The 21,251-nt window shown below is 55.2% G+C and carries 10 protein-coding genes, 3 tRNA genes, 3 rRNA genes, 3 pseudogenes and 1 riboswitch; of the genes and pseudogenes, 3 read left to right on the forward strand and 16 right to left on the reverse strand.

The annotated features are described in order from the left end of the window. Positions 1-73: 73 nt before the first annotated feature. Positions 74-1,549: a ketol-acid reductoisomerase gene (gene ilvC / locus ABOC21_RS24345; protein ID WP_426813571.1), complete on the reverse strand. Its 1,476-nt coding sequence runs from the start codon at positions 1,547-1,549 to the stop codon at positions 74-76. A 151-nt stretch (positions 1,550-1,700) separates the two neighbouring features. Between ilvC and ilvY the strand changes: the two genes are divergently transcribed. Further along, positions 1,701-2,597 carry an HTH-type transcriptional activator IlvY gene (ilvY, locus tag ABOC21_RS24350; protein ID WP_426813572.1) on the forward strand — a complete coding sequence of 299 codons (897 nt, stop codon included), beginning with the start codon at positions 1,701-1,703 and terminating at the stop codon, positions 2,595-2,597. On the opposite strand, the gene ilvA is transcribed toward ilvY, so the two are convergent. The 6 genes and pseudogenes from ilvA to ilvL form a co-directional block, all read right to left on the reverse strand. After that, a complete protein-coding gene (gene ilvA / locus ABOC21_RS24355) occupies positions 2,594-4,138 on the reverse strand; it encodes a threonine ammonia-lyase, biosynthetic (protein WP_426813573.1) in 1,545 nt (514 codons plus the stop codon). The genes ilvY and ilvA overlap by 4 nt on opposite strands. A gap of 2 nt (positions 4,139-4,140) precedes the next feature. Continuing rightward, positions 4,141-5,993, reverse strand: a pseudogene (gene ilvD, locus ABOC21_RS24360) (dihydroxy-acid dehydratase). 170 nt (positions 5,994-6,163) lie between these two features. Then, positions 6,164-7,093, reverse strand: a complete 930-nt coding sequence (locus ABOC21_RS24365) for a branched-chain amino acid transaminase (RefSeq protein ID WP_426813574.1) — start codon at positions 7,091-7,093, stop codon at positions 6,164-6,166. A gap of 16 nt (positions 7,094-7,109) precedes the next feature. Then, positions 7,110-7,367, reverse strand: a complete 258-nt coding sequence (ilvM, locus tag ABOC21_RS24370; RefSeq protein WP_041143465.1) for an acetolactate synthase 2 small subunit — start codon at positions 7,365-7,367, stop codon at positions 7,110-7,112. Beyond that, a pseudogene (ilvG, locus tag ABOC21_RS24375) lies at positions 7,364-9,011 on the reverse strand (acetolactate synthase 2 catalytic subunit). Before ilvG ends, ilvM begins: the two are co-directional and overlap by 4 nt. 140 nt (positions 9,012-9,151) lie before the next feature. Continuing rightward, entirely contained in the window at positions 9,152-9,250 is a 99-nt protein-coding gene (ilvL, locus tag ABOC21_RS24380; protein WP_001311244.1) for an ilv operon leader peptide, read from the reverse strand. Positions 9,251-9,603: 353 nt separating this feature from the next. Here ilvL and ABOC21_RS24385 point away from each other — a divergent pair, with 353 nt between their 5' ends. Continuing rightward, positions 9,604-11,124, forward strand: a complete 1,521-nt coding sequence (locus ABOC21_RS24385; protein WP_426813575.1) for a YifB family Mg chelatase-like AAA ATPase — start codon at positions 9,604-9,606, stop codon at positions 11,122-11,124. A 23-nt stretch (positions 11,125-11,147) separates the two neighbouring features. Here ABOC21_RS24385 and ABOC21_RS24390 read toward each other — a convergent pair whose 3' ends face one another. Next, positions 11,148-11,486 (reverse strand): DUF413 domain-containing protein, encoded by a 339-nt coding sequence (locus ABOC21_RS24390; protein ID WP_426813576.1) that lies wholly within the window; start codon positions 11,484-11,486, stop codon positions 11,148-11,150. A 118-nt stretch (positions 11,487-11,604) separates the two neighbouring features. Here ABOC21_RS24390 and hdfR point away from each other — a divergent pair, with 118 nt between their 5' ends. After that, on the forward strand, positions 11,605-12,426 hold the full coding sequence (hdfR, locus tag ABOC21_RS24395; RefSeq protein ID WP_426813577.1) for an HTH-type transcriptional regulator HdfR: 822 nt from the start codon (positions 11,605-11,607) through the stop codon (positions 12,424-12,426). 150 nt (positions 12,427-12,576) lie between these two features. Here the strand turns inward: hdfR and ABOC21_RS24400 are convergent. From ABOC21_RS24400 to btuB, 8 genes and pseudogenes are all read right to left on the reverse strand, one after another. Beyond that, positions 12,577-12,652 (reverse strand) — tRNA-Trp (locus ABOC21_RS24400). Positions 12,653-12,706: 54 nt separating this feature from the next. Beyond that, a tRNA-Asp gene (locus ABOC21_RS24405) sits at positions 12,707-12,783 on the reverse strand. Between the two features lie 54 nt (positions 12,784-12,837). Beyond that, positions 12,838-12,953 (reverse strand): 5S ribosomal RNA (gene rrf / locus ABOC21_RS24410). 91 nt (positions 12,954-13,044) lie between these two features. Further along, positions 13,045-15,951: ribosomal RNA gene (locus ABOC21_RS24415) — 23S ribosomal RNA — on the reverse strand. A 217-nt stretch (positions 15,952-16,168) separates the two neighbouring features. Then, a tRNA-Glu gene (locus ABOC21_RS24420) sits at positions 16,169-16,244 on the reverse strand. 85 nt (positions 16,245-16,329) lie between these two features. Further along, a 16S ribosomal RNA gene (locus ABOC21_RS24425) occupies positions 16,330-17,869 on the reverse strand. The 16S, 23S and 5S rRNA genes sit together here with 3 tRNA genes alongside, the layout of an rRNA operon. A 393-nt stretch (positions 17,870-18,262) precedes the next feature. Further along, positions 18,263-19,115: pseudogene (gene murI / locus ABOC21_RS24430) on the reverse strand (glutamate racemase). Then, positions 19,060-20,910 (reverse strand): TonB-dependent vitamin B12 receptor BtuB, encoded by a 1,851-nt coding sequence (gene btuB / locus ABOC21_RS24435; protein WP_426813578.1) that lies wholly within the window; start codon positions 20,908-20,910, stop codon positions 19,060-19,062. The pseudogene murI and the gene btuB overlap by 56 nt, the downstream one beginning before the upstream one ends. A 67-nt stretch (positions 20,911-20,977) precedes the next feature. Continuing rightward, a riboswitch (cobalamin riboswitch) is annotated at positions 20,978-21,157 on the reverse strand. Positions 21,158-21,251: the final 94 nt, after the last annotated feature.

Consider the following 21,251-nt stretch of genomic DNA (forward strand, 5'->3'; position numbering starts at 1 on the left):
GGTAGCGCTTATGCTTACCGGGCCTGAAGGATTGGCTGGTCACTGCGGCCCCTAGGCCGCAAGACGGCGGGAATTAGCCGGCGACAGCGATACGTTTCATATCGGTCATGTAGCCGCGCAGCTTGTGGCCGACGCTTTCGATCGCGTGGCTGCGAATCGCTTCGTTCACATCGCGCAGCTGGGCGTTATCTACGGCGCCTTCAGCAATCGCCTTGCCAAGGTCGCCGGTCTGCAGCGTGGTCATGAACTCTTTCAGCAGCGGTACGCAGGCGTAAGAGAACAGGTAGTTACCGTACTCGGCGGTATCGGAGATAACCACGTTCATTTCGTACAGACGCTTACGCGCGATGGTGTTGGCAATCAGCGGCAGCTCGTGCAGCGACTCATAGTACGCGGACTCTTCGATAATACCGGATGCAACCATGGTTTCAAACGCCAGCTCAACGCCCGCTTTCACCATCGCAATCATCAGAACGCCTTTGTCGAAGTACTCCTGCTCGCCAATTTTACCTTCAAACTGCGGAGCGGTTTCGAACGCGGTTGCGCCGGTCTCTTCACGCCAGGTCAGCAGTTTCTTATCGTCATTGGCCCAGTCAGCCATCATGCCGGAGGAGAATTCGCCGGAGATGATGTCATCCATATGCTTCTGGAACAGCGGCGCCATGATCTCTTTCAGCTGCTCTGACAGCGCGTAAGCGCGCAGTTTCGCCGGGTTGGACAGACGGTCCATCATCAGGGTGATGCCGCCCTGCTTCAGCGCTTCGGTGATGGTTTCCCAGCCGAACTGAATCAGTTTTTCCGCGTATGCCGGGTCGGTACCTTCCGCCACCAGCTTATCGAAGCACAGCAGAGAACCCGCCTGCAGCATACCGCAGAGGATGGTCTGCTCGCCCATCAGGTCAGATTTTACTTCCGCAACGAAGGAGGATTCCAGCACGCCCGCACGGTGGCCGCCGGTGGCCGCTGCCCACGCTTTCGCAATGGCCATGCCTTCGCCTTTCGGATCGTTTTCCGGGTGAACGGCGATCAGGGTTGGTACGCCAAAGCCGCGTTTGTACTCTTCACGAACTTCGGTACCCGGGCACTTCGGCGCCACCATCACGACGGTGATGTCTTTACGAACCTGCTCGCCAACTTCAACGATGTTAAAACCGTGGGAGTAGCCCAGCGCCGCGCCGTCTTTCATCAGCGGCTGTACGGAACGAACAACGTCAGAGTGCTGTTTGTCCGGCGTCAGGTTAACCACCAGGTCGGCCTGCGGGATCAGATCTTCATAGGTGCCGACCGTAAAGCCGTTTTCGGTCGCTTTACGCCAGGAAGCGCGCTTCTCTGCAATCGCTTCTTTACGCAGAGCGTAGGAGATATCCAGACCGGAGTCGCGCATGTTCAGGCCCTGGTTCAGACCCTGGGCGCCGCAGCCGACGATGACCACTTTTTTACCCTGAAGGTAGCTCGCGCCATCGGCGAATTCATCGCGCGCCATAAAGCGGCATTTGCCCAGCTGTGCCAGCTGCTGGCGCAGGTTCAGTGTATTAAAGTAGTTAGCCATGGTGATGTACTCCGTGATGTTGCGTGTCTTATTGTTCGGTTCGCTTTTGCGAGAATGAACTTACTATATGACAGGAAATACATTGCGGAAATTGATATATTCACAACGTAATGTTGCAACATCTGCAATATAAAATCGTGGAGTGCGGCCCGTGGATTTACGCGATCTGAAAACCTTCCTGCACCTGGCCGAAAGCCGTCATTTCGGCCGCAGCGCGCGGGCCATGCACGTTAGCCCCTCAACTCTTTCACGGCAGATCCAGCGCCTCGAAGAGGACCTCGGCCAGCCGCTGTTCGTGCGCGATAACCGTACCGTAACGCTAACCGAAGCGGGAGAAGAGCTGCGCCTTTTCGCCCAGCAGACCCTGCTGCAGTATCAGCAGCTGCGCCACGCTATCGACCAGCAGGGGCCAGCGCTCTCCGGCGAGCTGCATATCTTCTGCTCCGTGACCGCAGCCTATAGCCATCTGCCGCCGATTCTCGATCGCTTTCGCGCCGCCCATCCTTCGGTGGAGATCAAGCTTTCGACCGGCGATGCCGCCGACGCGATGGAGAAGGTCGTCACCGGCGAGGCGGACCTGGCCATTGCCGGGAAACCGGAAACGCTGCCCGGCTCGGTGGCCTTCTCGATGCTGGAAAATCTGGCGGTAGTGCTGATCGCCCCAGCCTTAGCCTGCCCGGTGCGTAACCAGGTCACTCAGGAGCAGCCCGACTGGTCGACCGTGCCGTTTATCATGGCCGATCAGGGACCGGTACGTCGGCGCATTGAGCTGTGGTTCCGGCGACATAAAATCAGCAATCCATCGATTTATGCCACCGTCGGCGGCCACGAAGCGATGGTTTCCATGGTCGCTCTCGGCTGCGGCGTCGCGCTCCTGCCTGAGGTGGTGCTGGAGAACAGCCCGGAACCGGTGCGCAACCGGGTGATGATTTTAGAGCGCAGCGATGAGAAAACGCCTTTTGAGCTCGGCGTGTGCGCACAAAAAAAGCGGCTGTATGAGCCGCTTATCGATGCATTCTGGTCTATTTTGCCCAACCCGGGCCACTAGCCGGCGAGGAAAAAGCGGAACGCCGGATTATGCGTTTCGTCGTGGCAGTCGTAGCCCAGCTCATGCAGTCGGGTTTCAAAATCCGGCTCATGATCGCCCAGCTCAAAGCCCGCCAGCACCCGGCCATAGTCGGTACCGTGACTACGGTAGTGGAACAGAGAGATGTTCCAGTGGGTGCCCAGCGTATGCAGGAACTTGAGCAGCGCACCCGGTGATTCCGGGAACTCGAAGCTGAACAGACGTTCCTGCAGCGGCTTCGACGGACGGCCGCCGACCATGTAGCGCACATGGAGTTTGGCCATCTCATCATCGGAGAGATCGACGACGCTATATCCGCCCTCGTGCAGCAGGTCCAAAATCTCTTCACGCTCTTCCAGCCCGCGGCTCAGGCGAACGCCGACAAAAATGCAGGCATCTTTGGCGTCCGCAAAGCGGTAGTTGAACTCGGTTACCGAACGGCCGCCCAGCAGCTGGCAGAACTTCAGGAAGCTGCCCTTCTCTTCCGGAATGGTCACCGCCAGCAGCGCCTCGCGCTGCTCTCCCAGCTCGCAGCGTTCGGAAACGTAGCGCAGGCCGTGGAAATTCACGTTAGCTCCGGACAAGATGTGCGCCAGCCGTTCGCCGCGAATATTGTGCTGCGCGATATATTTTTTCATCCCCGCCAGCGCCAGCGCGCCGGAAGGTTCAGCCACCGCGCGCACGTCCTCAAACAGGTCTTTCATCGCCGCGCAGATGGCGTCGCTATCGACGGTGACAATATCGTCGAGATACTCCCGACAGACGCGGAAAGTCTCATCGCCGATGCGCTTCACCGCGACGCCTTCAGCAAACAGCCCGACGCGCGGCAGATCCACCGGGTGGCCGGCGTCCAGCGCCGCCTTCAGGCAGGCTGAATCCTCGGCCTCCACCGCTATCACCTTGATCTGCGGCATCAGCTGCTTAATCAGTACCGCCACGCCCGCCGCCAGACCGCCGCCGCCCACCGGCACAAACACGCGGTCAAGATGGGCATCCTGCTGCAGTAATTCGAGCGCCAGCGTGCCCTGGCCGGCAATGACCATCGGATGATCGAACGGCGGGACCCAGGTGAAATTCTGCTGCTGCGCCAGCTCGATGGCTTTCGCTTTCGCTTCATCAAAATTAGCGCCGTGCAGCAGCACTTCGCCACCAAAGCCGCGTACGGCATCAACCTTGATGTCGGCCGTGGCGGTAGGCATAACAATCAGCGCCTTAACGCCAAGGCGAGAGGCGGAGAACGCCACGCCCTGGGCATGGTTGCCCGCGGAAGCGGTGATCACGCCGCGCGCTTTTTGCGTTTCATTCAGCCCCGCCATCATCGCGTAAGCCCCGCGGAGCTTGAAGCTATGAACCGGCTGGCGGTCTTCCCGCTTCACGAGGATGACGTTATCCAGCCGCGAGGAGATTTTTTCCATTTTTTGCAGCGGCGTAATCTGCGCCGCTTCATAGACCGGCGCGCGCAGCACCGCTCTGAGATATTCCGCCCCCTCAGGGGCGGCGGAAAGGGGTTGTGACTCGGCCATGGTTAGCCCCCAAGTTTCGATTTATCGCGTACCGCGCCTTTATCAGCGCTCGTTGCCAGGCTGGCGTACGCCCGAAGAGCGAAGGAGACCTGACGCTCACGCGCTTTCGGCGTCCAGGCTTTATCGCCCCGGGCTTCCTGCGCTTCACGGCGTGCGGCAATGTCGGCATCGCTCAGTCTGCAGCTGAATACCGCGGTTCGGGATATCAATGGCAATCATATCGCCGTCTTCGATGATGGCGATATTGCCGCCGCTCGCCGCTTCTGGTGAAACGTGACCAATCGACAGACCGGAAGTGCCGCCGGAGAAGCGGCCGTCGGTGATCAGCGCGCAGGCTTTACCGAGGCCCATTGATTTCAGGAAGGTCGTCGGATAGAGCATTTCCTGCATGCCGGGACCGCCCTTCGGCCCTTCGTAGCGAATCACCACGACATCGCCCGCGACGACCTTACCGCCGAGGATAGCTTCTACCGCGTCATCCTGGCTTTCATACACTTTTGCCGGGCCGGTAAACTTGAGGATGCTGTCATCAACGCCTGCGGTTTTTACGATACAGCCGTTTTCAGCAAAATTGCCGTACAGCACGGCAAGGCCGCCGTCTTTGCTGTAGGCATGTTCCAGCGAACGAATGCAGCCTTCAGCGCGATCGTCGTCCAGCGCATCCCAGCGGCAATCCTGCGAGAACGCCTGAGTGGTGCGGATACCCGCCGGGCCGGCGCGGAACATCTCTTTCACCGCGTCGTCTTTAGTCTGCATCACATCGTAGCGATCGAGCGTTTGCGGCAGGGTCAGGCCGAGAATGTTTTTCACCTCGCGGTTCAGCAGACCGGCGCGATCCAGCTCGCCGAGGATCCCCAGCACGCCGCCGGCGCGGTGAACGTCTTCCATATGATATTTCTGCGTACTCGGCGCCACTTTACACAGTCTGCGGCACTTTGCGGGACAGCTTGTCGATATCGCTCATGGTGAAGTCAATTTCGGCTTCCTGGGCGGCGGCCAACAGGTGCAGGACGGTATTCGTGGAGCCGCCCATGGCGATATCCAGGGTCATGGCGTTTTCAAACGCCGCTTTGCTGGCGATGTTGCGCGGCAGCGCGGAGGCATCGTCCTGCTCGTAATAGCGTTTGGTCAGCTCCACAATGCGTTTCCCGGCGTTGAGGAACAGCTGTTTACGATCGGCATGGGTGGCCAGCAGGGAACCGTTGCCCGGCTGCGACAGGCCCAGCGCTTCGGTCAGGCAGTTCATCGAGTTGGCGGTAAACATCCCGGAACAGGAGCCGCAGGTCGGACAGGCGGAACGCTCAACCTGCTCGCTCTGTGAGTCGGAAACTTTCGGGTCCGCGCCCTGAATCATCGCATCGACCAGATCGAGCTTAATGATCTTGTCAGAAAGCTTGGTTTTCCCCGCTTCCATCGGGCCGCCGGAGACAAAGATCACCGGAATATTCAGGCGCAGAGAGGCCATCAGCATCCCTGGGGTGATTTTGTCGCAGTTGGAGATGCAGACCATGGCATCGGCACAGTGAGCGTTGACCATATACTCTACCGAGTCGGCGATCAGTTCGCGGGATGGCAGTGAATAAAGCATACCCCCGTGACCCATGGCGATCCCGTCATCCACCGCGATGGTATTGAACTCTTTCGCCACGCCGCCAGAGGCTTCAATCTGCTCGGCGACCAGCTTGCCCAGATCGCGCAGGTGCACGTGGCCCGGTACGAATTGGGTAAAGGAGTTCACAACGGCGATAATCGGTTTACCGAAATCAGCATCGGTCATCCCGGTTGCGCGCCACAGCGCGCGGGCACCCGCCATATTACGGCCATGAGTGGTGGTGGCGGAACGGTACTTAGGCATGCTTTTACTCCCAGTTTCTGTTAAACGGGGCGCTGCGTGTCGCCCTGTCTTTTATGCTTATTTACCCTAAATAGCTCAAGCTGCAGGAAAGCGGCAGGAGCGAAAATCTCCGGCCGGCTGCGGTAAGTGAGCGCAGCCAAAGCACATGCAGCTTAAAATATGACGGATATTTATTGATTAACCTGATCCAACCAGCCCCATTTATCCTCGGTTTCACCGGTGAAGAGGCCAAAGAATGCTTGCTGAATACGCTTAGTCACCGGGCCACAGCGGCCTTCGCCGACCTGAATGCCATCAACGCTGCGCACCGGCGTAATTTCTGCTGCGGTACCGGACATAAAGACTTCATCCGCCAGGTACAGGGATTCGCGCGACAGCACCTGCTCGCGAACTTCGATATCCAGATCTTTTGCCAGCTTAATGATGGCGTCGCGCGTGATGCCCGGCAGCGCGGAAGAGGTGAACGGCGGGGTAAACAGCACACCATCTTTCACTTCAAACAGGTTCTCACCCGCCCCTTCGGAAAGGTAGCCGTTCACGTCCAGCGCGATGCCTTCCTGGTAGCCGTGTCGACGCGCTTCGCTGCCGACCAGCAGGGAGGAGAGGTAGTTACCGCCGGCTTTCGCTGCGGTCGGGATGGTATTCGGCGCCGCGCGGTTCCAGGAAGAAACCATCGCATCGATCCCCTGATCCAGAGCTTCGGCGCCAAGATAGGCTCCCCACGGGAACGCCGCGATAATCACGTCAGTGGTATATCCTTCTGGCGGATTTACGCCCATGCCCACGTCACCCACGAATACCAGCGGACGAATATAGGCGCTGGTCAGGCCATTTTTACGGATCACTTCGCGACAGGCTTCCATCAGCTCATCAACGCTCTGCGAAACCGGGAAGCGGTAGATTTTGGCTGAATCACGCAGACGCTGCATATGTTCACGATGACGGAACACCACCGGTCCTTTGTGCGAGTCATAGCAGCGGATGCCTTCAAAAACGGAAGTACCGTAATGCAGCGCATGCGACATAACGTGGACCTTAGCTTCTCCCCAAGGAACCATCTCGCCGTTGAACCAAATGTAATCAGCTTTTTTCGTCGTCATTTTTCTTCCCTTGCGCCTATGCGCGGATTTGTTGTGATGTGGGTTGCTGGATTTCGACGCAGGCAACGTCCACCAGTTTGCTTAATTGACTAAACAGTAATTCGACGGGCCGCTGGCTGGCAACGGTCAATTCGATATTTATATTGCGGGTATCCGCGGCGGTCTCCATATTCATGGCGCAAATCTGAAAGCCACGATGGCGTACCACGCGCAGCACGCGCTCTAAGGTTTCCGGGTTGGAGCGGGCCTGCAGGGCGACCTGATGTTGCATCATGATAATTTCTCCAGCATTTCTGAGTTACTGGCGCCGGGCGGCACCAACGGCCAGACATTCTCAAGCTCATCGATTGAGACATGAAGCAGGTATGGCCCCTGGCTCGAAAGCATGGTGTCGAGAGCCGCTTCAACCTGGTCTTTACGGGTGATATGTTGGCCAGGAATGCCGAAGGCGCTGGCCAAAGTGACAAAATCGGGGTTATCGGTGAGGATCGTTTCGCTATAACGCTCCTGGAAAAACAGACTGCTGCCACTGGCGAACCATGCCTAAACGCTGATTATCCAGCAGCAGGATCTTCAGCGGCAGCTGCTTGCGTTTTACGGTGCCCAGCTCCTGAACGTTCATCATGAAGGAGCCGTCACCGGAGATACAGATTACCGTATCGTTCGGGCGCGCGACCTGAGCGCCGACCGCCGCCGGCAGGCCGAAGCCCATCGTCCCTAAGCCGCTGGAGGTGATGAAATTCTCCGGACGGGTGTAGATCATATGCTGTGCAGACCACATCTGATGCTGGCCTACGTCGGTGGTCACCACGCTTTCAGGCGGTTTGCGATCGGAAAGCTGCTTGAGCAGCAGCGGGGCGTAGATACCTTCGCCCGGATAGTCATAGCGCCATGCGTGCTCGGCGCGCAGCTCCGCGTTGTGCTGACGCCAGGCGTCAATAGCCAGCGGCTGCTGCAGGGCCGGCAGCAGCGTATTGAGATCGCCGGTCAGGGCAATGTGCGCCTGACGCAGCTTGTTCAGCTCCGCCGGATCGATATCCATATGGATAACTTTGGCATGCGGAGCAAAAGTATTCAGCTTGCCGGTCACGCGGTCGTCAAAACGCGCCCCTACCGCAATCAGCAGGTCGCACTCCTGCACCGCCAGGTTAGCCGCCTTCGTCCCATGCATGCCCAGCATACCCAGGTAATAGGCATATTCTGCATCAACCGCACCCAGCCCCTTCAGCGTACAGGTCGCCGGCATTTGCGTAACCGCAATAAACTCACGCAGGGCGGGAACTGCCTGCGCCATACCGACGCCGCCGCCGACGTACAGCATCGGCTTTTGCGCCTGAGTCAGCATCTGCAGCGCTTGCTCAATCTCGGCGTAGGGGAAGGTAACGTCATCAGCGACCGTGGAAAAATAGGGCTCGAATTCGCTGGTCGCCAGCTGAATATCTTTCGGAATATCGACCAACACCGGACCGGGGCGGCCTGAGTTCGCAACGCGGAAAGCTTCAGCAATGATCCGCGGCAGCTCTTCCGGAGACTGTACCAGGAAGCTATGTTTGGTACAGGCCAGCGACAGGCCCAGCACGTCGATTTCCTGAAAAGCATCGGTACCGATAAGCGGTGCCGCCACCTGGCCGGTAATCGCAACAACGGGAATAGAATCCAGCAGGGCATCCGCCAGGCCGGTGATCAGGTTCGTCGCGCCAGGGCCGGAGGTCGCGATGCAAACGCCCGTTTTACCGGTTGCCCGCGCATAGCCGATGGCCGCCATGGCTGCTCCCTGCTCGTGACGGCACAACAGGTGTTCCACGCCGCCGTCATACAAAGCATCGTAAACCGGCATAATCGCGCCACCCGGATAGCCGAAAACCGTATCGACTCCCTGTGTCCGCAAAGCATGTACTACCCACTGCGCGCCATTCATAGTTACTTCCCCGTTATAGATCGGAAGAAACAGAATTTTATGCTGATATTCATTTTCTGCTCTCCGCCTGTCATTTTTAAGTTATAAAAAAACCCCCGGACCTTTCGGTGCGGGGGTCTTAGTTCGTTAAGGCTTGATTTCTATGCCTTTCCTCGTCCAAGTGCTGCCCCGCACGGTGGGATAATAATCACCACCACGCTAATCACGACCAGGCTAATCACTCGTAGAAGGGCTGTCATTTTATGTACTTTCTGGCTTCTTGTTCGAAGGAATACCTAAAGAGGTACCACAGACGTCACGTTAAACACAAGATTTTTTTATGGCTCGCTTTCTTATCATGCTAACGATTTCCCGTAAAACAATTGTTTTTAATGGGAAAAATATAAAGTGAAGATATTTCAATTTATCACCTTGCCGTATAGCTTTTTATCACGCGCCATCCTGCCCTGGCGACAGTCTGCGAGCCGGGTTCAATAACGAAAAGTATGTAACGATCTGCGGCGAATTATCTGGAACGTGGCGCGTAAAGCGCAGTTCCTGCGGATGACTAATGACGACGTTGCCGACATGATGCCCACACTCAGGAGGCACTATGTCACTCGCGATCGTCTACACACGGGCCGCTCTCGGTATCAGCGCCCCGCTTATCACCATTGAGGTTCATATCAGCAGCGGCCTTCCCGGACTAACTATGGTTGGGCTACCGGAAACAACCGTGAGGGAGGCTCGTGACCGGGTACGCAGCGCAATCATCAACAGCGGCTATACCTTTCCGGCGAAAAAAATCACCATCAACCTCGCGCCTGCCGATTTGCCAAAAGAGGGAGGGCGGTACGATCTCCCCATCGCTCTTGCGCTTCTGGTCGCTTCCGAGCAGCTGAAGGCTCCCGGATTGAATCAATATGAGTTTATCGGCGAGCTCGCGCTTACAGGGGCCCTACGCGGCGTTCCTGGCGCTATCTCCAGCGCAATGGAGGCCATCAGGGCCAAACGGCAAATTATTGTTGCCGAAGATAATGCGGCCGAAGTGGGGCTGATTGGCGGCAGCGGCTGCCTTATCGCCGGACATCTGCAGGAGGTCTGCGCCTTTGTGGCAGGGCAGCATCCGCTCCCCTCGCCCGTGGCGGCGGCAGAAGATCCGCAGGAAACACGCCACGATTTACGCGACGTCATTGGCCAGCAGCAGGGCAAGCGCGCGCTGGAAATCGTTGCGGCCGGCGGGCATAACCTGCTGTTAATCGGCCCTCCGGGTACAGGGAAAACGATGCTTGCCAGCCGGTTGCCTGGATTACTGCCCCCGTTAAGCAATCAGGAAGCGCTTGAAAGCGCGGCTATTCTCAGTCTGGTAAGCACCAACTACGCGACCACGCGGTGGCGTCACAGGCCATTTCGCGCCCCGCACCACAGCGCTTCGGTCGCAGCAATGGTCGGCGGTGGCGCCATACCCGCGCCCGGCGAGATCTCGCTGGCCCATAATGGGGTGCTGTTTCTTGACGAGCTGCCGGAGTTTGAACGCAGAGTGCTGGACGCCCTGCGTGAGCCAATTGAATCGGGAAAGATACATATTTCTCGTACCCGAGCAAAAATTGACTATCCGGCGCATTTCCAACTGATTGCGGCCATGAATCCCAGCCCAACCGGACATTATCAGGGCCATCACAATCGCGCCTCCCCCGAGCAGACGCTGCGCTATCTGGGGCGGCTGTCCGGCCCCTTCCTTGACCGCTTCGATCTATCTTTAGAAATACCGCTACCGCCGCCCGGAGTGCTCAGCCAGCAAGGTGGTGGTGGGGAGGACAGCGCGACGGTACGCCGGCGGGTTCTTGCCGCGCGTGAGCAGCAACTGGCCCGACAGAACAAGCTCAACGCTGATTTAGACAATAGCGAGATGAAAACCTGGTGCCCGTTGAATAAGAACGATGCTATCTGGCTTGAGCAGACTCTGACGCAGCTGGGACTCTCTATACGGGCCTGGCAACGGTTGCTTAAGGTGGCAAGGACTATTGCCGATATAAAGCACGATCCGCGTATCGAACGCCATCATCTGCAGGAGGCGCTGGGCTATCGGGCGATAGACCGGATGCTGAACCATCTGCAAAAGCTTATGCCATAAAAAAAGGGCTTTCGCCCTTTTTCTTACTCATCGCTTTCAGTGTAATCTTCAGCGCCTTCTACCTGCGGTTTACCGCCGGAGAGCGTATGGAAACGCTTAGGCCGCTTAATACGCGCCATGTACTTAATCCACACGCGCTCTACTTCTGTTACCGGCTCACGTTCACCGCGGCATACCGAAACAAACTGTTTTTCATCTTCAGTGACAGGTTCGCGTTTACCCAGTTCCAGTTCGTTAAAGGCATAACCATGCTGTTCCAGCAGTTGCGCCTCTTTGATGGTGAAATCACCATGACGGGAGAACCCGCGCGGATAATTTTTATTATCGAAAAAACGATTAGTCGTCATAAAGCTTTCCGCCATCCTACACACTCCTGATTCTTCGGCCGAGCTATTTATGGCGCGGAGTATTAGTTACGCTTGACAGAGTGTAAAACAAAAGATTTAAATCATTACGACAAATAATTTTGTGGAGAAGAGTGTGGATACGGAATTGCTCAAAACTTTCCTCGAGGTGAGCAGAACTCGCCACTTTGGGCGAGCGGCGGAGGCGCTTTACCTGACGCAGTCAGCGGTTAGCTTTCGTATTCGTCAGCTGGAAAATCAGCTTAGCGTTAACCTGTTTACCCGCCATCGCAACAATATCCGTTTGACTCCGGCCGGAGAGAAGCTGCTTCCCTATGCTGAGACGCTAATGAATACCTGGCAGGCCGCGCGTAAAGAGGTTGCTAACTCCTCCCGACACAATGAGTTTTCAATTGGCGGCAGCGCATCACTTTGGGAGTGCATGCTTAACGGATGGCTCGGGAAGCTGTACAGGGAGCCCTATAACCTACAGTTTGAAGCCCGTATTGCCCAGCGTCAGTCGCTGGTCAAACAGCTGCATGAACGGCAGCTTGATCTGCTGATCACGACAGAATCGCCGAAGATGGATGAGTTAAGTAGCCAGTTGCTCGGTAATTTTACGCTGACCCTTTATTGCGCGACGCCGGTTAAAAACAAAAGCGAATTGAATTACCTGCGCCTGGAATGGGGACCGGACTTTCAACAAAATGAAGTCGGATTGATTGGTAGCGACGACGTACCTTTGCTTACCACTAGTTCCGCTGAGCTGGCGTACCAGCAGCTCGCTCCCCTCAATGGCTGTACGTGGCTACCAACGCACTGGGCAAAGGGTAAGAACGCTCTTCATCCGGTAACGGATGGCACCACGCTTTCGCGCCCGCTGTACGCCATCTGGCTGCAAAACAGTGATAAACAGGCGCAGATCCGTGAGATTCTGAAAACCAGCATCCTGGAATAAGCGCACCGCTCCAGGGACGGGGAGCGTTGAGCGTTGAGCGTTGAGCGTTGAGCGTTGAGCGTTGAGCGTTGAGCGTTGAGCGTTGAGCGATCGTAATATCAGGGAATTTCAGGCAAAAAAAATCCTTTGCCGAAGCAAAGGATTATTATATGGCAGGGGCGGAGAGACTCGAACTCGCGACACCCGGTTTTGGAGACCGGTGCTCTACCAACTGAGCTACGCCCCTAAATACTGCTTATTATTAAGCCTGCTGGTTAAGCAGGCTTAATTTTCTAATAAGTGGCGGAACGGACGGGACTCGAACCCGCGACCCCCTGCGTGACAGGCAGGTATTCTAACCGACTGAACTACCGCTCCACCGAATTTCTTTACCACAACCGGTTTATTGCCCCGGTTTACTGCTAATTTGATGCCTGGCAGTTCCCTACTCTCACATGGGGAGACCCCACACTACCATCGGCGCTACGGCGTTTCACTTCTGAGTTCGGCATGGGGTCAGGTGGGACCACCGCGCTAGTGCCGCCAGGCAAATTCTGTTTGACCAACACGCCACAAGGCCTGTCAGCTAATCTGTATCAAGCTGATTATCGTCTCACGCCAAAACAGCTTCGGCGTTGTAAGGTTAAGCCTCACGGTTCATTAGTATCGGTTAGCTCAACGTATCGCTACGCTTACACACCCGACCTATCAACGTCGTCGTCTTCAACGTTCCTTCAGGACTCTCAGGGAGTCAGGGAGAACTCATCTCGGGGCAAGTTTCGTGCTTAGATGCTTTCAGCACTTATCTTTTCCGCATTTAGCTACCGGGCAATGCCATTGGCATGACAACCCGAACACCAGTGATGCGTCCACTCCGGTCCTCTCGTACTAGGAGCAGCCCCCCTCAATTCTCCAGCGCCCACGGCAGATAGGGACCGAACTGTCTCACGACGTTCTAAACCCAGCTCGCGTACCACTTTAAACGGCGAACAGCCGTACCCTTGGGACCTACTTCAGCCCCAGGATGTGATGAGCCGACATCGAGGTGCCAAACACCGCCGTCGATATGAACTCTTGGGCGGTATCAGCCTGTTATCCCCGGAGTACCTTTTATCCGTTGAGCGATGGCCCTTCCATTCAGAACCACCGGATCACTATGACCTGCTTTCGCACCTGCTCGCGCCGTCACGCTCGCAGTCAAGCTAGCTTATGCCATTGCACTAACCTCCTGATGTCCGACCAGGATTAGCTAACCTTCGTGCTCCTCCGTTACTCTTTGGGAGGAGACCGCCCCAGTCAAACTACCCACCAGACACTGTCCGCAACCCGGATCACGGGCCCACGTTAGAACACCAGCCATTAAAGGGTGGTATTTCAAGGATGGCTCCACGCAGACTGGCGTCCACGCTTCAAAGCCTCCCACCTATCCTACACATCAAGGACCAGTGTTCAGTGTCAAGCTATAGTAAAGGTTCACGGGGTCTTTCCGTCTTGCCGCGGGTACACTGCATCTTCACAGCGAGTTCAATTTCACTGAGTCTCGGGTGGAGACAGCCTGGCCATCATTACGCCATTCGTGCAGGTCGGAACTTACCCGACAAGGAATTTCGCTACCTTAGGACCGTTATAGTTACGGCCGCCGTTTACCGGGGCTTCGATCAAGAGCTTCTCCCTAAGGATAACCCCATCAATTAACCTTCCGGCACCGGGCAGGCGTCACACCGTATACGTCCACTTTCGTGTTTGCACAGTGCTGTGTTTTTAATAAACAGTTGCAGCCAGCTGGTATCTTCGACTGACTTCAGCTCCACGAGCACGTCGCTTCACTTACCATCAGCGTGCCTTCTCCCGAAGTTACGGCACCATTTTGCCTAGTTCCTTCACCCGAGTTCTCTCAAGCGCCTTGGTATTCTCTACCTGACCACCTGTGTCGGTTTGGGGTACGATTCGTTGTTACCTGATGCTTAGAGGCTTTTCCTGGAAGCAGGGCATTTGTTACTTCAGCACCGTAGTGCCTCGTCATCACACCTCAGCGTTAAAAGGTTCCGGATTTACCTGGAGCCTCCGCCTACATGCTTAAACCGGGACAACCGTCGCCCGGCTAACATAGCCTTCTCCGTCCCCCCTTCGCAGTAACACCGAGTACAGGAATATTAACCTGTTTCCCATCGACTACGCCTTTCGGCCTCGCCTTAGGGGTCGACTCACCCTGCCCCGATTAACGTTGGACAGGAACCCTTGGTCTTCCGGCGAGCGGGCTTTTCACCCGCTTTATCGTTACTTATGTCAGCATTCGCACTTCTGATACCTCCAGCAACCCTCACAGGCCACCTTCAACGGCTTACAGAACGCTCCCCTACCCAACAACGCATAAGCGTCGCTGCCGCAGCTTCGGTGCATGGTTTAGCCCCGTTACATCTTCCGCGCAGGCCGACTCGACCAGTGAGCTATTACGCTTTCTTTAAATGATGGCTGCTTCTAAGCCAACATCCTGGCTGTCTGGGCCTTCCCACATCGTTTCCCACTTAACCATGACTTTGGGACCTTAGCTGGCGGTCTGGGTTGTTTCCCTCTTCACGACGGACGTTAGCACCCGCCGTGTGTCTCCCGTGATAACATTCTTCGGTATTCGTAGTTTGCATCGGGTTGGTAAGTCGGGATGACCCCCTAGCCGAAACAGTGCTCTACCCCCGAAGATGAGTTCACGAGGCGCTACCTAAATAGCTTTCGGGGAGAACCAGCTATCTCCCGGTTTGATTGGCCTTTCACCCCCAGCCACAAGTCATCCGCTAATTTTTCAACATTAGTCGGTTCGGTCCTCCAGTTAGTGTTACCCAACCTTCAACCTGCCCATGGCTAGATCACCGGGTTTCGGGTCTATACCCTGCAACTTAACGCCCAGTTAAGACTCGGTTTCCCTGCGGCTCCCCTATACGGTTAACCTTGCTACAGAATATAAGTCGCTGACCCATTATACAAAAGGTACGCAGTCACACCCCGAAGGGTGCTCCCACTGCTTGTACGTACACGGTTTCAGGTTCTTTTTCACTCCCCTCGCCGGGGTTCTTTTCGCCTTTCCCTCACGGTACTGGTTCACTATCGGTCAGTCAGGAGTATTTAGCCTTGGAGGATGGTCCCCCCATATTCAGACAGGATACCACGTGTCCCGCCCTACTCTTCGAACTCACAGAATGTGCATTTTAGTGTACGGGAGTATCACCCTGTACCCTGCGACTTTCCAGACGCTTCCACTAACACACAAACTGATTCAGGTTCTGGGCTGCTCCCCGTTCGCTCGCCGCTACTGGGGGAATCTCGGTTGATTTCTTTTCCTCGGGGTACTTAGATGTTTCAGTTCCCCCGGTTCGCTTCGTTAAGCTATGTATTCACTTAACGATAGTGCAACGAATTGCACTGGGTTTCCCCATTCGGAAATCGCCGGTTATAACGGTTCATATCACCTTACCGACGCTTATCGCAGATTAGCACGTCCTTCATCGCCTCTGACTGCCAGGGCATCCACCGTGTACGCTTAGTCGCTTAACCTCACAACCCGAAGCTGTTTCGTAAAACAGTCCGCGTTGCGAAAATTTGAGAGACTCGAACACACCATTTTTCCTTTCTTATTACGGAGAAAGGAAACAGTGTGTCGTTTCAATTTTCAGCTTGATCCAGATTTTTAAAGAGCAAATATCTCAAACATAACTCACTGAGTTAGTTTTGAGATACTGAGGTCGGTGACTTTCACTCACGAACCAGCAAGTGGCGTCCCCTAGGGGATTCGAACCCCTGTTACCGCCGTGAAAGGGCGGTGTCCTGGGCCTCTAGACGAAGGGGACACTGAAGTCTCAATCGCAAGACGCCTTGCTATTTACTTTTCATCAGACAATCTGTGTGAGCACTACAAAGGCAGGTTCTTTCAGGTAAGGAGGTGATCCAACCGCAGGTTCCCCTACGGTTACCTTGTTACGACTTCACCCCAGTCATGAATCACAAAGTGGTAAGCGCCCTCCCGAAGGTTAAGCTACCTACTTCTTTTGCAACCCACTCCCATGGTGTGACGGGCGGTGTGTACAAGGCCCGGGAACGTATTCACCGTGGCATTCTGATCCACGATTACTAGCGATTCCGACTTCACGGAGTCGAGTTGCAGACTCCGATCCGGACTACGACATACTTTATGAGGTCCGCTTGCTCTCGCGAGGTCGCTTCTCTTTGTATATGCCATTGTAGCACGTGTGTAGCCCTGGTCGTAAGGGCCATGATGACTTGACGTCATCCCCACCTTCCTCCAGTTTATCACTGGCAGTCTCCTTTGAGTTCCCGACCGAATCGCTGGCAACAAAGGATAAGGGTTGCGCTCGTTGCGGGACTTAACCCAACATTTCACAACACGAGCTGACGACAGCCATGCAGCACCTGTCTCACGGTTCCCGAAGGCACTAAAGCATCTCTGCTGAATTCCGTGGATGTCAAGACCAGGTAAGGTTCTTCGCGTTGCATCGAATTAAACCACATGCTCCACCGCTTGTGCGGGCCCCCGTCAATTCATTTGAGTTTTAACCTTGCGGCCGTACTCCCCAGGCGGTCGACTTAACGCGTTAGCTCCGGAAGCCACTCCTCAAGGGAACAACCTCCAAGTCGACATCGTTTACAGCGTGGACTACCAGGGTATCTAATCCTGTTTGCTCCCCACGCTTTCGCACCTGAGCGTCAGTCTTTGTCCAGGGGGCCGCCTTCGCCACCGGTATTCCTCCAGATCTCTACGCATTTCACCGCTACACCTGGAATTCTACCCCCCTCTACAAGACTCAAGCCTGCCAGTTTCAAATGCAGTTCCCAGGTTGAGCCCGGGGATTTCACATCTGACTTAACAGACCGCCTGCGTGCGCTTTACGCCCAGTAATTCCGATTAACGCTTGCACCCTCCGTATTACCGCGGCTGCTGGCACGGAGTTAGCCGGTGCTTCTTCTGCGAGTAACGTCAATCACTAAGGTTATTAACCTTAATGCCTTCCTCCTCGCTGAAAGTACTTTACAACCCGAAGGCCTTCTTCATACACGCGGCATGGCTGCATCAGGCTTGCGCCCATTGTGCAATATTCCCCACTGCTGCCTCCCGTAGGAGTCTGGACCGTGTCTCAGTTCCAGTGTGGCTGGTCATCCTCTCAGACCAGCTAGGGATCGTCGCCTAGGTGAGCCATTACCTCACCTACAAGCTAATCCCATCTGGGCACATCTGATGGCATGAGGCCCGAAGGTCCCCCACTTTGGTCTTGCGACGTTATGCGGTATTAGCTACCGTTTCCAGTAGTTATCCCCCTCCATCAGGCAGTTTCCCAGACATTACTCACCCGTCCGCCACTCGTCACCCGAGAGCAAGCTCTCTGTGCTACCGTTCGACTTGCATGTGTTAGGCCTGCCGCCAGCGTTCAATCTGAGCCATGATCAAACTCTTCAATTTAAGTTTGATGCTCGTGAATTAAACTTCGTAATGAATTACGTATGTTCACTCAGAGACTTGGTATTCATTTTTCGTCCGAAGACGTTAAGAATCCATGTCACTTTGAGTGCCCACACAGATTGTCTGATAAATTGTTAAAGAGCAGGTGCGACGCGCTTTAGCGCTCTGTCGCGAGGTCCCGTATATTACGTTTTCCTCATTCAGAGTCAAGCGTTTATTTTGCTTTTCTCCGTCGGCTTTCGCGGCTGATATTCAGCGCTGAAGCCTGCTGACCCGGCGGCATGCTAGCCGTTGTTCCGTATCAGTGGAGGCGCATTATAGGGAGTTCTCCGACGTTGACAAGCCCTGTTTGCAAAAAACTTTTCAACCGCCTCTTTTTTCACCAAAACGGGCCTAAACTGGCAGTTTTTCCAGCGTTTCAAAGCCGTAGCGCTGTAAAACGGGTAAAAGCTGTTCAGTTTCCGCCGTCAGCGCCATGCAGTATGCCAGGTTTGGATCGCTGGATTTCGCATCCGGCGCCTCATGCTCCAGTAGCCAGACGGTACGACGGGCGATGGCGGCACCGGAATCAATCATTCGCGTCCCTTCCGGCATCACCTGCTGCAGCTCTTCCTGTAATAGAGGGAAATGGGTGCAGCCCAGCACCACCGTATCAGGCGGTTCGGCCATTCGCAGCCACGGGCGCAGGATGCGCCGCAGTTCATCCAACGGCACCGGCTCGCCGTGCAGCTTCGCTTCCGCCAGCTCGACCAGCTCCTGCGGAACCCAGCATCTCTATTTTGCATTCATTAGCAAAACGGCTGATCAGCTCACGCGTATAGGGGCGTTTGACCGTACCGCGCGTCGCCAGCAGGCCGACGACGCCGTTAGCCGTCAAGCGGGCCGCAGGCTTAATCGCCGGAACCACGCCCACAACGGGAAAAGCAAAGCGGTCACGAAGAGCGGGAAGAGAAACGGTACTTGCGGTGTTGCAGGCAATAACGGCCAGCGCCAGCGGATAACGCTGCTGAACAGCGGTGACAATTTCAAGCACGCGCTCAACGATGAACTCTTCGTTCTTCTCCCCGTAAGGAAAAGCCACGTTATCGAAAGCGTAGATGTAATGCAGATTCGGCAGCAGCTGCCGAATCTCATTATAAACCGACAACCCACCGACGCCGGAGTCAAACACCAGCACGGTGGGACGTGGATCAGAAGGTGTAGCTGCCAGACAAGGTGTATTCTCGTCCTGCAGTTTGGTAGCCATAAACTGTCTCGTAATCTTTATCGAACAGGTTGGCTATTTTACCACGAACTGTGAGATGTGAGGTGACTGGATATGATAAACCGACATCCCAGAGGCTAACGCCGCCTAATTTAACGTCATGGGACGTATATGTGGCTGAATCATAGGCGCTGTCATAGCGTTGACCAATATATTGATAGGCAACGTTCCAGCCAAGATCGTATACCTTTCCTGTCAATTCATACTTCACCTGCTGTTTCGCACGGCGATAAAGAACCTTATCAGTTTCATCATCACGTGGGTCGACATATTGCAAAGTCAGGTGATGGTCTACCGGACCGGTGGTAAGATTCCCCGTCCATTCCAGCCCTTTAATTGTCGCAGACTTCACGTTGTAGTACGCGCTATTGTCGTAGTCGATGAGGTTCTGAATCTCATAGCGATACGCAGACAGGCGCCAGTCAACAGGTCCGGTGAGTCCCTCAAGCCCAGCTTCCCACTGTTTCGACTCTTCCGGTTTCAGATTAGGATTCGAAGCAATCCCAAAACGCTCTGCACCAAATTGTTGACCCAATGATGGCGCCAGGAAGCCGGTACCATAAGATAGCGTGGCCCGATAGCCATCAACAAACTCCCATCCCGCGGCGGTTTGCCAGGTTCCATGCCAGCCAAACTGCTCGTCATGATCTTCACGACCAGATGCTTCCAGGGTTACGCTGTCAATTTGTTGCTGCCCGGTAATATAGAGTCCGGTGGTATCACGTTTGTAAACATCCGTACTGGTTGTGCCGCTGGACTGCAGCTTCTCCTGTTTCCAGTCAACGCCACCGCTTATCGCCCCGTGCCCCACTTCAACATTATTACCCCACTGGATATAACGCTGTTCCATATCATCCAGGCTGGATCCAGGCCCATAGCGCCCAACCAGGCCATTGTAGTTGTAATTCTTACTATGCTGATAGTTAGCGATCAGCTGAGACGAGTAGATTCCAGAGTTATAGTGCAGACCCGTATCCCAGGACTGGGTGTAACTCTGGTTTTCATCACCGCCACCAGCATAACCCCCGGACCCCTGGTCGTAGTCCGCATTTGAGGAGTAGCCGTAGCCGCGGAAGAAACCAGAGAAATTATTATTGAATTTATGCTGTACCCCGCCCCAGAACAACTTATTGCGATAGCCATCGCGATCGCTGTCATCACTGTAGGTTGAGTCGGGTTGAACGTTAAACCCCTTGGTTGTCTGGTAAGCGCCCGCGGCCGTCACAACGGTATCGCCGAAGCGATGATTGAAGGTACCGTCGTACTGCTGATAGCCGTTCGTCCCCATCTCTGCGTTAATCTGCGAACGCTCTGAATCGGTCATCGTAATGATATTCACCACGCCACCAATCGCCCCAGAGCCATAAACCGCAGAACGCGGGCCGCGGATGAATTCAATTCGCTGGACCAGCGACACCGGAATCTGTCCAATATCAATCGTGTTGGCAATACCTGCCCGTGACATTGGAATACCATCGATCAATACCAGAACATGCCGCGCTTCGGTACCGCGAACAAATAAAGAGGAGCTCTGCCCTATCCCGCCATACTGTGCAATGTCAACGCCCGGCAGACGACGCATCACGTCGTTTAAATCCTTTGATTGCCAGCGATCGATATCTTCCCGGGTAACCACATCGGTCGGCGCAAGGACCGTATTAACCGGCTGTTGAAAACGATTTGCTGTCACCACTAACGTGTCTGAATTGCTGTCTTGCGCCCAGCCAGAAAATGCCGTGACGGAGAGAGCCGTCATCAGCGAAGCTTTTTTAATCATTGTAAAAGCATCCGTAACATATAAAGGATGCCGCGGGTTTCATCAGTAGCACGCGATGATAGAAACCAAATGCGACGTATACCGGCAGGTCTTCGGGCTCGGGGCGTTTTATGGATGAGGACTTCCCACCGAATATCGGCAGTGTCTGCAGATTGCGTTCATCCCACCTTCCTTACCGCTGCGCGTCAGCCCCAGATTCACACTGGGTTCCCTTTTAACTCACAGGACCGGTTACACAATGCTATAATCAGAAACATATAGAAGTCCAGACTTCTATAATTATATTTGATCCCTCATCCGGGCTGGACTTCCCCGATGCTTTCCCTACAATCCCCGCGTAC

The sequence above is a fragment of the Klebsiella sp. WOUb02 genome (assembly GCF_050058015.1).
Lineage (GTDB): Bacteria > Pseudomonadota > Gammaproteobacteria > Enterobacterales > Enterobacteriaceae > Klebsiella.